Source organism: Haloferax larsenii (assembly GCF_024730625.1).
GTDB lineage: Archaea > Halobacteriota > Halobacteria > Halobacteriales > Haloferacaceae > Haloferax > Haloferax larsenii.
The window spans coordinates 1,115,385-1,127,687 of sequence record NZ_CP078063.1; the positions used below are offsets into that span (position 1 = coordinate 1,115,385).

Annotated in this window: 8 protein-coding genes; 5 read left to right on the forward strand and 3 right to left on the reverse strand. The window is 64.1% G+C overall.

Annotated features, from left to right (window positions below; translation table 11 throughout):
• Positions 1–63: 63 nt before the first annotated feature.
• Both KU306_RS05750 and KU306_RS05755 read left to right on the forward strand, forming a co-directional pair.
• A complete protein-coding gene (locus tag KU306_RS05750; RefSeq protein ID WP_258303141.1) occupies positions 64–579 on the forward strand; it encodes a hypothetical protein in 516 nt (171 codons plus the stop codon).
• The gene (locus KU306_RS05755; RefSeq protein WP_258303142.1) at positions 576–5,276 is read left to right on the forward strand and encodes a S8 family serine peptidase; all 4,701 of its coding nucleotides are present in this window, start codon (positions 576–578) and stop codon (positions 5,274–5,276) included. The genes KU306_RS05750 and KU306_RS05755 overlap by 4 nt, the downstream gene beginning before the upstream one ends.
• A 49-nt stretch (positions 5,277–5,325) precedes the next feature.
• Here KU306_RS05755 and KU306_RS05760 read toward each other — a convergent pair whose 3' ends face one another.
• Genes KU306_RS05760 through KU306_RS05770 form a run of 3 tightly spaced genes read right to left on the reverse strand, consistent with a single transcriptional unit; the run spans position 5,326 to position 7,307 of the window.
• On the reverse strand, positions 5,326–6,030 hold the full coding sequence (locus KU306_RS05760) for an energy-coupling factor transporter transmembrane component T family protein (protein WP_258303143.1): 705 nt from the start codon (positions 6,028–6,030) through the stop codon (positions 5,326–5,328).
• Entirely contained in the window at positions 6,024–6,725 is a 702-nt protein-coding gene (locus KU306_RS05765; RefSeq protein WP_007544333.1) for an energy-coupling factor ABC transporter ATP-binding protein, read from the reverse strand. Before KU306_RS05765 ends, KU306_RS05760 begins: the two co-directional genes overlap by 7 nt.
• A 3-nt stretch (positions 6,726–6,728) precedes the next feature.
• Entirely contained in the window at positions 6,729–7,307 is a 579-nt protein-coding gene (locus KU306_RS05770) for a biotin transporter BioY (protein ID WP_007544334.1), read from the reverse strand.
• 141 nt (positions 7,308–7,448) lie between these two features.
• On the opposite strand from KU306_RS05770, the gene KU306_RS05775 reads away from it, so the two are divergent.
• The 3 genes from KU306_RS05775 to KU306_RS05785 all read left to right on the forward strand — a co-directional run bounded on the left by KU306_RS05775 (position 7,449) and on the right by KU306_RS05785 (position 12,241).
• Positions 7,449–8,054 (forward strand): hypothetical protein, encoded by a 606-nt coding sequence (locus tag KU306_RS05775; protein ID WP_007544336.1) that lies wholly within the window; start codon positions 7,449–7,451, stop codon positions 8,052–8,054.
• A 75-nt stretch (positions 8,055–8,129) separates the two neighbouring features.
• The gene (locus tag KU306_RS05780) at positions 8,130–11,807 is read left to right on the forward strand and encodes an LAGLIDADG family homing endonuclease (protein ID WP_258303144.1); all 3,678 of its coding nucleotides are present in this window, start codon (positions 8,130–8,132) and stop codon (positions 11,805–11,807) included.
• A 131-nt stretch (positions 11,808–11,938) separates the two neighbouring features.
• Complete coding sequence (locus KU306_RS05785; RefSeq protein ID WP_007544339.1) at positions 11,939–12,241, forward strand: DUF7854 family protein; 303 nt, start codon at positions 11,939–11,941, stop codon at positions 12,239–12,241.
• Positions 12,242–12,303: the final 62 nt, after the last annotated feature.

Consider the following 12,303-nt stretch of genomic DNA (forward strand, 5'->3'; position numbering starts at 1 on the left):
GTTTCACAGCGTTCCACGTGTCCGAGGGTTGAAGTCGGTTCAGCGAGTGAACGTTCTCAATAGATGTACGGCCCGTTTTCCCGGCGTCGAGTGTGTCTCGGCGTCGCCGGACTGCTCTCTCTTTCGGGGTGCGCCGGGACGCCCCCCGAGCAGGATGACACGGGGTCGTCGCCGACCGCGACTCGCACTTCCTCGCCACCGGCCGACACGGAGACGCTCACCACTCGGCCCTCGTCGACGCCCAAGCCCTCGTCCCCGTCGACACCGAACCAACCGTCGCCGTCGAAGCCACCATCGGGTCTCGACAGCACGCTGGCCGGTCTCGCCGATGCCGACGATAGAGACGCCTACGCCGACCAGCACGGGCTGGACTACCACGATGGAACCGTGGCGGTCGTGGTCGAACTCGAACCCGACCGCACGCTCCCCGAATCAGTCGATTTCGAGGCCGAACGGAAGCGCGACCGCCTCGTCTCTGGACGCGTCGCAGTCGACGACCTCACCCCGCTTGCGACACACGAGAACGTCACGCTGGTTCGACCGCCGCAAGCGCCCGCTGCCGATGGGGGTGCTGAATGAACCGTTTGGTTGCGCTCGCCGTCGCCGTCTTACTGCTCGTTGCACCCGTTTCCGGTGCAGCGATGCCAGTACCCGGTGCCGCTGGCGGGGGCGACTCGATATCGGCGGTGTCGGACTCGACGCCAGAACCGACGCAGACAAGTTCGACACAGGACACGGACTCGGCGAACGACACGACGCAGGGAACTGCTTCAGCCAACAACACGTCGCAGACGAACACCAGTACTCCTGCGCCGCCGCCAGCCAAGGACACTGGCCATCCGAACGTCGAAGCCGGACTGCTCGACGACCCGCAATCGTCCGGATTCGTCGCAGAGGGACTCGGAACTGGGCCTGACCGCGTGACGGTCGTCGTCGAAGCGAGACCGGGGTCGACAACCGCCGCCGCGGCAGCGGTCGGCAACGCTGGCGGTGAGATAACCATCCGACGCGGGACGCATTTGCAGGTGACGCTCCCGCGGTCGGCCATCCGTGGGTTGGCAGCCTCGCCCGCAATCGACCTCGTCAGAACGCCGCGTCGGCCGACGACGACCGCAATCACGAGCGAGGGACTCGACGAGATGAACGCCTCCGCGCTCCACCAACGGGGGTACACCGGTGAGAACGTCACCGTCGCCGTCATCGACACCTCGTTCGACGTGACGAACGCCGAAATCGCGGGCAACGTCGTCGAACACCACAACTTCTCCAGCGGCGACGCGACGATGGCGAATTCCTCGGGACTACACGGCACTGCCGTCTCCGAACTCGTCGTCGACACCGCACCGAACGTCTCGCTCGCCACCTACAGCGTCGGGACGTACACCGAACTGCTGGCGGCGATAGACCGCGTCGAATCCCGCGGCGACGTGGACGTCGTCGTCATGTCGGTGAGTTGGTTCGGCGTCGAATCGCTCGACGGAACCGGGCCGCTCAGTCAGGAAGTCGCGTCCCTCCGGGCGAACGGGACGCTCTGGGTCAACTCGGCGGGGAACTACGGACAGGCCCACCACAACGTCACGTGGTCCGACCCCGACGGCGACGACTTTCTGAACTTCGACGGGAGCGACGAACTGCTCGCACTCGACCTGAACGGCGACCTCGACCTCCGAGTGAACTGGGACGACTGGGACGCGCGCACCGCCGACTACGACGTGTACGTCTACGAGAACGAGACGGCGTTCCAGAACGGCAATCCGATTGCCGGGTCGACGAACACACAGAGCGGGTCGTACCCCCCGACCGAAGTCATCAGAGGTTCCGGGTCGGGAACCATCTACGTCGCCGTCCACCGGGCAGACGCGCCCGGAACCGCCGACTTCGACCTGTTCTTCCTCGGCGACTCGTCGGCCGAGTACGTTACGTCAGCCCGCAGTCTGACGGTTCCGGCGGTCGCCGACGCGACGGTCGCCGTGGGCGCGGTCGACCACGACTCGCTCGCGCTCGAACCGTACTCGTCTCGCGGCCCGACCGTCGATGGCCGCCTGAAGCCCGACCTCGTCGCACCGGACAAAGTGACCACGTCCGCCGACTCGTACTTCGCCGGGACCTCCGCTGCCGCCCCGCACGCTGGTGGGGTCGCCGCGCTCGTCGTCGACGCCGCCGGCGAACCACTGTCCCCCGACGAACTCGAATCGGCGCTCCTCGGGTCGGCGACGAAGCTCTCCGGGTCGGAACCGAACGACCAGACGGGCTACGGGCTGGTCAACGCGACCGGCGCGGTCGAACGACTCTCCGTCAGAACGGTACAGACGTGCCGGGTAATCGATACGCCCGGGCGGTACGTCCTGGACCGCCCGCTCTCGGCCGCTGGCGGCACCTGCCTCGAAATCACCTCCGACGACGTTGTCGTCGAGGGCGACGACTACAGCGTCTCCGGCGATGGGTCGGGAACGGCGCTCTCCATCTCGGGGACCAACGTCACCGTCTCGAACCTCAGCGTCTCGTCGGTCGGAACGGCAGTCTCTCTCGCTTCGGGGGCGAACGCGACGCTCGACTCAATCTCCACCGATGCGAGCGAGAACTGGACGGTCGAAGCGGCACAGCAGACGAACTACACCGCCTCACTGTCGCTCGCGGGCGACAACGTCTCCGTGGATGCCCGGGCCGTCTCGCTCGAACGGAACGCGAGCCATCCCGCAGTTCCCGCCTCGACGACGCGAGTCGGTGCTCCGCTCTTCGCGCGCTCCGAGTCGGGTGCCGCAACGGCGAATTTCACCGTGACGTACCCCGAGGGAACTGAGAACGAGAGTTCGCTTCGCCTCCACAGACACACTGGAACCGAGTGGACTCCCCTCGCGGGGGCTGTCGATACCGACGCGAACACCGTCACGGCAAATGCGTCTTCGTTCGGCCCGCTGGCGGTGTTCGAACTCTCCGACCCGTTCCTCGCTGCCACGCCGACCGACGTGTCGTTCGGCAGTGTCGACGTCCAGAACTCGTCGTCGACGACCGCCTCGGTACAGAATCTCGGCGGGAGAGACGCGGCAGTTCAGTCGGTCACAGTCACCGGGCCGAACGCCTCGGCGTTCGCGGTGACTGAGGGTCTCCCGGCGACGCTCGCCCCCAGCGCCACTGACTCGCTCACTGTCACGTACACCCCGTCAGCTATCGGGACGCACAACGCTACGCTGGCTATCGAATACAACGGCTCGTCGTCGCCGACGAACCTCTCCCTTTCGGGGTCGGGAGTCGACCAACACGCACCCGTCGTCACGAACGCGACCGGCGAGTCACTCGGGGCGAACGCGTCTCTCGTCGGTCGAACCGGGTCGGTACGCGTTACCGCCGACGTGACCGATTCGGTGTCCGGCGTCGCGTCGGTGACGGCCGACCTCTCGGCGTTCGGCGCTGGCACCGTGTCGCTCGCGCCGAACGAGACGGGGACCTACGTCGCCACTGCGGACGTTGACGAGACGGCCGCTGCGAGCGACGGCGCACACGAGATTCGCATTCGGGCGACCGACGCTGCGGGCAACACCAACGAGTCTGTCGCCGGAACTGTCGTCTTGGACGCGACGAACGCGACGCTCGGTGTGGATTCGCCCGCGAACCAAACGGCCAACCAGACGACCCTCTCACTGAACGGGACGGCCACCGACGCGACCAGCGGCGTGGACCACGTCGAGTGGCGACTCGACGGCGGTTCGTGGACTGAACTCACAGAAACCCAGCCGTGGAATACGTCGGTGTCGGGACTCGCAGACGGAACTCACACGCTCGAATTCCGCGTCACCGACGACGCGAGTAACGTCGCCCCTGTCGTCGAGCGAACTGTCGTCGTCGACACGGTCGCCCCCGCGCTCGGCGGGGTCTCGGCGAACCGGACGACTGCGGTCGAACCGGGCGGGTCGCTCGCAGTGGACGTCTCGGTCACTGACGCGACAAGCGGTGTCGCCAGCGTCGAGGCTGGCGGAACCCCGCTCACCACGAATCAGACGGGCGCGAGCGGCGTCGTCACGGCTCGCTCCAACCTCGGTGCCACATCCCTCTCGGTCGTCGCACGCGACGCCGCAGGCAACGAGAACCAGACGACGCTCGACTACGATGTCGGGGCGACTGCGACGCTCTCGGCGGCTGGTTCTGGCGTTTTCGCCGCGGACCTCGACGATTCGATGCTTCAACGCGTGCGCGTGAACTCCTCCGACACTGGTGTCTCGGTACGCTACGGAACTGCGCCGACGGCACCTGCGTCAGTTCCTGCTGCGCCCGGTGACGTGGTGCTGGGCTATCCGCAACTCGACACGAACCAGACGGCGGCCGCGGTGTCGAACGCGAGCATCGTCGTGAACGTCTCCGACCAGACGATTTCGTCGGCCTACGCGTTGCCGTCGACAGTCACGGTTTCGCGGTTCGACGGCAGTTCGTGGGTCGATGCGAACGCGACCCTGGTCGAGACGACCGGTGGGAATCGGTCCTATCGAGTGCCGGTTTCGAACAGTTCGGTGCTCGCGGTCCACGCCAGCACGGAGTCCGACGCGCCGAACGTGACCGACTACGCGCCGACCGGAACCGTCGATGCAGGCTCGGTGACGCTCTCGGTCGCCTACGAAGACGGCTACGCTGGCATCGACCCCACCCGCGTCTCGCTTCTGGTCGATGGAACCGACGTGACCGACTCGACCAGCGTCGGCGCCGACGGGGTCTCGTACACGACCGACCTCGGTGCCGGAAGTCACACAGCCGAGATTACGGTCGTCGACCGCGCGGGGAACCAGCGAACCAAATCGTGGTCGTTCGAGACCGAGTCTACTGGCGGGTCGTCGGGGAGTTCGACGGGCGGCTCGGCCGGAAGCAGTTCGACGGGGGGAAGTACAGGTTCGACCGGCGGAAGCACAGGCTCGACCGGTGGTGGCGGCCTCGCACCTGCAACGTCACCAACTACGACCTCCACGCCCGCAAATCAGACGACCACCACTCCGAACGCGACGAACACGACGACCGTCAACTCGACTGCGACGAACACGACGACTGCGACGACAGCACCAAGCCCCGAAAACGAGAGGCCGAGCGCAAACGAATCGGCGTCACAGACACAGCTGTCGAACGCATCGGAGACCCAGTCTCCTGCACCCACCGAGGAAGCTGCGGAGTTGACGACGACCGTCACAGATGCTAGCGACGGCGGCTCGACAGAGAGTGACGCGCCGGGCTTCGGACCCGTGGTAGCACTCACGGCACTCGTGGTCGTGGGTGTCCTCGCCCGGCGACGCGGGTAGAAGCTCCTTCCCAAGCGAGCCTACAAGAAGACGCTGACGCTGAGGCCGTTCACAGGAAGACGCTGACACCGAGCCCGAGTGCTAACACGAGTGCAGGCGCGTCCAGCCGCGTCAGGCGAATCTCCGGAAGCGTGGGGTTCCACGCGAAGCATCGCGCACGAAGCGCGAGTGCGAGCGCGTCCGCTCGGGCGAACGACCGTCGGAGCCCACCGGCAGCGACGGTGGCGAGGCGCTCGTCAACTCGTCGCTGGTCGCCCAGCCGGGCCTTGTTCGCCTCGCGGACCCGAAGGAGGTCACGGCGAACGACCGGCAGGAACCGGAAGACGAGCGCGACGCCGATACCGAAGGCGACGCCGACCCGACCGGGAACGAGGCGCTGTATCGCCGCGCGCGACTCGCGAACTGCGGTCGTTCTCACGTACGCCGCGGCGACGAAGAACACCAAGAGCACGCGAATACTGGCGAGCGTCGGCGTGACGGCCGCGTTGGGGTCGAACCACGGCGCGCCGAACTGGGCCGCCTCGATGACGGGGCCGAGAAGGAGGAAGGGAATCGCGTAGCGAATCGCGTGGAGAGCCGAGAGTGGGGACGTGTCGGCGGCGTAGAGACTCGCGGCGGCGACGATGCCGAGGACGGTGAGTCCGGTCGGTGTCGTGTGTGCGAGTCCAGCCGCTGCGAAGGAAATCTGCACGGCGAGCTTCGTTCGCGGGTCGAGTCTGTGGGCGAGCGAGTCGCCCGGTTCGTAGGTCAACACGGCGGGCGAACGTCGAGGTCGGGGAGGTCGTCTGCGACCGCCTCGGGAGCGCCGTCGAGGGCGACCCGGCCGTCCGAGAGGACGACCACTCGGTCGGCCAGTTCGCTCACGTCGCGCAGGTCGTGGGTGACGACGATGAGGCTGGTTCCCGATGCGCGCAGGTCGCGGAGACGCGAGAGAACCGACTCGCGGGCGGGTTCGTCGAGGCCGGTAAACGGTTCGTCGAGGACGAGATGGTCTGGCTGCATCGCCAGCGCGCCCGCGATTGCGAGGCGCTCGACTTCGCCACCCGAAAGCGCGTCGACGCGCTCGCTCTCGCGTCCGTCGAGGTTGACGGCGGCGAGTGCGTCGTGGACGCGGCGGTCGATTTCGCCCCGGTCGAGCCCGAGGTTCTCCGGCCCGAAGGCGACGTCAGCGCCGATTGTCGCGGCGACCAGTTGGTCCTCTGGGCGCTGAAACACCATCGAGACGGCAGTACGCGCGGCGACGAGATTTTCGGACACGTCGGAACCGTTGACGTGAACCGTGCCTTCGTCGGGTTCGAGCAGGCCGTTGAAGTGGCGGACGAGCGTCGTCTTGCCGGACCCGTTCGCCCCCGCGAGAATGACGCATTCGCCGTCGTCGATGGTGAGGTCGAGCCCATCGACTGCGGCGGTGTCGCCGTAGCGGTGGACGAGGTCCGCGACCCGTATCATCGGTTAGTTCGCCGCGATTGCGTCGGAGCGGACGATACCGATTGCGGCGGCAATCTTGAACGCCTCGGCGGGGATGAACGCCGCGGCGACGGTCCAGAAGGACGTGACGAGACCGACGCCTTGGACGACGCTGTAGCCGACCGTTCCGAACGCGTAGACGACTGCCGTCGCAGCGACCATCGCGCCGACGAGACGGACGGTGCCGACGCGGTAGTCACGGAGCGCGAACCCGCCGTGGACGATGACGCCGGTGATGAACGCGGCGACGGGGAACGACCAGAGGAATCCGCCAGTCGGCCCGACGAGCGCACCGAACCCGGCGGACCCGCCTGCGAAGACCGGCGCACCGATTGCACCGGCGGCGAGGTACAGGACAATCGAGGTGCCGCCCCATACGGGGCCGAGGAAGATACCCGCGAGGAAGACGACGAGCATCTGCATCGTCACCGGAATCGGTGAGATTGGGTTGGGGAACGAGACGTACGCACCAGCACCCATGAGCGCCGCAAACAGGGCCGCACGGGCGACGTTGGCGACGACTTCGTCGCCGACGAGTTCGACCGACTCGTGTTCAGTTGCCATGTCTCTGGCTGTCTCGTAAACTGTGTTTAAGATATCGGTTTACGCGCCTGAGAGTGTCAAACGCACAAGAACTCGGTTCTGGGGCGGTGGCTTCGATCTCGTCAGTACGATTAAAGGCGCTCGCGGTGCCATACTCTCGATATGGACGACAAGACTGCCGAACTCCGCGATATCTTCGTCGAGACGACCGGGTCGGACACCGTGACAGAGCGGCAGTCCGAATCCCGCGGGTCGCTGGCGAACGTCGACGACCCCGAAACGGTCCGAGAGCGTGTCTCTGAACTCGTCGCGACGATGCGCGAGCGCTACGAGTTCGAGACCGACCTCGGCGACGACGCGCTCGTCAATCTGGTGGTGGGCTACTTCGACGGCGACTCCGACGAGGACCTCGCACTCGAACTCGACGTCTCGCCCGACGCGGTTCGGACCGCCCGCTTCGACCTGCATCTCGTCCGCGACGCTGACCGCGACGCTCCCTTCGAGATGGACCGTCTCGACAAACTCCTCGTCGAGGGTGCGGACGACGAATCGATTGCCGAGGCGCTCGACGTCGACATCGCGCTCGTTCGTGAGTTCCGCCCCGTCGCCGAGGCTGACGTTCGTTCGACGCGTGCGAATCACCGCTTCCGCGACGACTTCGCCGAACTGCTCACCGACGACGACCTCTCGGGGCGACTGGTCGACGAGGCTCGGCGTGACGGCCTCAAAGAGGCCACAGAGGACATCGAGACGGACGTTTCCTTCTAAAACGTATTCTGCCGAACGTCTCTTTCTCGGCCGACGACGAAGGTTCTTAACCGATTGGGAACATACCCATCTTCGATGTCGCAGGCCCCTCAAAACCGAGAACTCACAGAGCGGTTCATCCAGTTCTACCGCAACTACTATCGGGAGGAAATCGGAGACCTGGCACAGCAGTACCCGAAAGAAAAGCGCTCTCTGTACATCGATTACGACGACCTGTACAACTTCGACCCGGAACTCGCCGACGACTACGTCACGAAACCCGGGCAGTATCAGGAGTACGCCGAGGAAGCCCTGCGACTGTTCGACTTGCCCGCGGACGTCAAACTCGGACAGGCACACGTCCGGATGCGGAACCTCCCCGACACCATCGACATCCGCAACATCCGGGTCAACGACGACCACATCGGGACGCTCATCGCCGTCCAAGGAATCGTCCGCAAGGCGACCGACGTGCGCCCGAAGATTACCGAGGCGGCCTTCGAATGCCAGCGCTGTGGGACGATGAGTTACATCCCGCAGGGCGACGGCGGGTTCCAGGAACCCCACGAGTGTCAGGGCTGTGAACGACAAGGGCCGTTCCGCATCGAGTTCGACCAGTCGAACTTCGTCGACTCTCAGAAACTACGCGTCCAAGAATCCCCCGAGGGCCTGCGCGGGGGCGAGACGCCACAGAGTATCGACATCAATCTCGCCGACGACGTGACCGGGAAAGTCACCGCCGGCGACCACGTCACCGTCGTCGGCATCCTCCACATCGAACAACAAACCTCTGGAAACGAGAAGACGCCCGTCTTCGACTACTACATGGAGGGCATCGCGCTCTCTATCGAAGACGAGGAGTTCGAGGACATGGAGATTACCGACGACGACGTGGCCGAAATCGTCGAACTCTCGAACGAACCCAACATCTACGAGAAGATGGTCGATTCCGTGGCGCCGGCCATCTACGGCTACGAACAGGAGAAACTCGCCATGATTCTCCAACTGTTCTCGGGTGTCACCAAACATCTCCCCGACGGGTCGCGGATTCGCGGCGACCTGCACATGTTGTTGATAGGGGACCCCGGAACTGGCAAATCGCAGATGTTATCATATATACGACACATTGCGCCACGCTCCGTCTACACCTCGGGTAAGGGTTCCTCGTCTGCAGGTCTCTGTGTGACTGGTGACACTCGAATCCACACCGAAGACGGATTCCGAGAAATCGAAACTGTCGCACTCGACGAACATCCCAAACCAGTATCAGAGGAGACGAGCGCGGGGAAACAGGTGGGAATACAGACGTTCGATAGGAACGCGGGCGAGATGACCGAGCGACAATCCTCTCACGTCTGGCGTATGCCGAAAAAGCCGTGCCGACGCATCGAGACCGCACACGGAAAGACGCTCACAGCGTCCGAAAACACGCCTGTTCTGACGTGTGGAAAACAGGGTATCGAGTGGGTCGATATCTCGGACATTGAGCCGGGACAGTTTGTTGCAGTCCCGAAGTATGGTGAACTCGAACGTTCTGAAGTTCCTGTTCGAGACTTCCTCGAACTGACGACCGAGAAGGTGAAACTCTCTGAGGAGTCTATCGAACTCGTTCGAGACGAACTATGTGGGCGGTTCGGCCACCTACGGGCCGCAGCAGCCGCGCTCGACCTCTCAGAGGACTTCGTATACGATTCCCTCCGGAACCGTCACATACCTCTCTCGAAACTCGATAGGATGCTTGATGCTGTCGAACTGACCCGTGACGCCATAGACTTCGACCGCGTAATGATCCGTCACGGGGACAGTATCACTGTTCCGGAGACGTTCGACGAGGACCTCATGTACCTCCTCGGGCTTGTCTTCGGCGATGGTGATATCTCTCTCGACCGGCGTGGCGGTAACCGTGGACTGGTCCGGATTTCGAACAGTGACGAGGCGCTGTTAGAACGAGCGAAAGCGATCTTTGCCGACAAGTTCGACAAACATCCGGAGATTGAGCGTCAGTCCGGGCGGGTACCGTGTATCAGGGTGAGCAGTGCGACGATTGCACGGCTCTTCGCAAACGCCGGAATGGAAACGCCAAAGGTCGATCTGGAACTCGCACCCGAACTGACGACGGCGGCGCACGCTGACGCATTCCTCCGGGGGTTGATGGATGCTGACGGCTCCGTTTCGGTCCGTGAAAACGGCGGATCGAGCATTCTCATTTCTACTATCAGCGAACCGCTTGCCGAGCAAGTGCAGCTGATGCTGGAGACGTACGGTATTCGTGCGCGTCGACGTGAGCGCGACCGGCGTGGAACGTCTGAGCTTGCGAACGGTCACACAATCGAATCGAAGCACGTCCAGCACTTCCTGGAGATGTATGGTTCGAACATCGAGCGGTATGCCGACGAGATTGGATTCGATGTCGAAGCCAAACAACAAGCGCTTGATAAAATCACGAACGCCGCGCGGCGACGAGAGGAAACGATTCCTGTCGGCTCAGCATTGGTCGCAACTGATGGTGCGGGCGGTGCATATCATACGAACGTCTCTCGTGGCGATAATCCGGGGCGTGGACGTGCGAAAGAGATTCTCGAGAATGTCGACCTCGGGGATGCGGAATCTGCTATTCGTGAGGCGGTCGATGCCGACCTCCGGTGGGACCGCGTCGTCGATTCGGCGGCTGTCGGTGAGCGGGAAGTGTTTGACTTGACAGTCCCCGAAACACACAATTTCGTTGGCAACGGTATCGTGACCCACAACACCGCCGCCGCCGTCCGCGACGATTTCGGCGACGGCCAGCAGTGGACGCTCGAAGCGGGTGCGCTCGTCCTCGCCGACAAGGGAATTGCGGCAGTCGACGAACTGGATAAAATGAGGAGCGAAGACCGCTCTGCGATGCACGAGGGCCTCGAACAACAGCAGATTTCGGTCTCTAAGGCGGGTATCAACGCGACGCTCAAGTCGCGGTGTTCGCTTCTCGGTGCGGCGAACCCGAAGTACGGTCGCTTCGACCAGTACGAACCCATCGGCGAGCAAATCGACCTCGAACCGGCGCTCATCTCCCGATTCGACCTCATCTTCACGGTCACAGACGACCCCGACCCCGACACCGACGCCGAACTCGCAGAACACATCATCAAGACGAACTACGCAGGGGAGTTGAACACCCAGCGGACGAACGTCGCGAACTCCGAGTTCACCGAAGAGCAGGTCAACTCCGTCACGGACGAAGTCGCACCCGACATCGACGCCGAACTCCTTCGGAAGTACATCGCCTACTCCAAGCGGACCTGCTACCCGACGCTGACCGAGGAAGCCAAGAACATCATCCGCGACTTCTACGTCGACTTCCGCGCCCGCGGGGCCGACGAAGACGCACCGGTGCCCGTCACGGCCCGGAAACTCGAAGCGCTCGTTCGGCTCTCGGAGGCCTCGGCGCGTGTCCGTCTGTCGGACAAAGTGACCGCCGAAGACGCAGAGCGCGTCACCGGCATCGTCGAGTCGTGTCTACGCGATATCGGGATGGACCCCGAGACGGGCGAGTTCGACGCCGACATCGTCGAGACGGGACGTTCGAAGACCCAGCGCGATCGCATCAAGAACCTCCTCGAACTCATCCGCAACATGCAAGAAGAGTACGAAGAGGGTGCGCCACACGAAGAGGTCGTCGAGCGCGCCAACGCCGAGTTGAACATGGACGAAAAGACGGTCGGCGACCAACTGGAGAAACTCAAGATGAAAGGCGATATCTACGAACCGCGCGGCGACGTCTACCGGGCGACGTAGACCGACGCACCGATTCGAGAGGCAGGCCACGCCCCGTGCGCGGTGCCCAACCGAGCCACGAACGTGTAACTCTGGTCGGGTAGTGAACCGACGAACTTAGTGGAGAGTGAAGCGATGGGACAGACGACCTAATGGACCGAATCTCCGCTATCCGGAACATCGAGGACGCCATTCGCGACTTCGAGTCGGGCGAGGCCGACCTCGCAAGCACGGAACGACGTGTCGTGACCGTCCTCCGGACGTTCGCGACGGAGTTCGAGACAGACACCGGTGAAGCCGCCCTCGATGCGTGGAAGGCCGTCGGCGACGAGCGAGCGGAAGGAATCGTCGTCCTCGCGGCGACCGAGTCCGAAGCAGCCACGCGAGTCCGTGACCTCCTCGCTGAAGCCGCGGAGTCGGCCGACAGCATCGACTTCGCTGTCGAACGCGTCTGAACCCCCGTTCAGCGCCACTTCTCTGCGGCCGGTGTCGAACGATTTTTCTCCCGACTCCGTGA

What these genes read in the sequence shown, in the direction of transcription:
- KU306_RS05780 (WP_258303144.1), top strand. Translation starts at nt 8,130, where the DNA reads ATGTCGCAGGCCCCTCAAAACCGAGAACTCACAGAGCGGTTCATCCAG.
- KU306_RS05770 (WP_007544334.1), bottom strand. Translation starts at nt 7,307, where the DNA reads ATGGCAACTGAACACGAGTCGGTCGAACTCGTCGGCGACGAAGTCGTC.
- KU306_RS05750 (WP_258303141.1), top strand. Translation starts at nt 64, where the DNA reads ATGTACGGCCCGTTTTCCCGGCGTCGAGTGTGTCTCGGCGTCGCCGGA.
- KU306_RS05785 (WP_007544339.1), top strand. Translation starts at nt 11,939, where the DNA reads ATGGACCGAATCTCCGCTATCCGGAACATCGAGGACGCCATTCGCGAC.
- KU306_RS05755 (WP_258303142.1), top strand. Translation starts at nt 576, where the DNA reads ATGAACCGTTTGGTTGCGCTCGCCGTCGCCGTCTTACTGCTCGTTGCA.
- KU306_RS05775 (WP_007544336.1), top strand. Translation starts at nt 7,449, where the DNA reads ATGGACGACAAGACTGCCGAACTCCGCGATATCTTCGTCGAGACGACC.
- KU306_RS05765 (WP_007544333.1), bottom strand. Translation starts at nt 6,725, where the DNA reads ATGATACGGGTCGCGGACCTCGTCCACCGCTACGGCGACACCGCCGCA.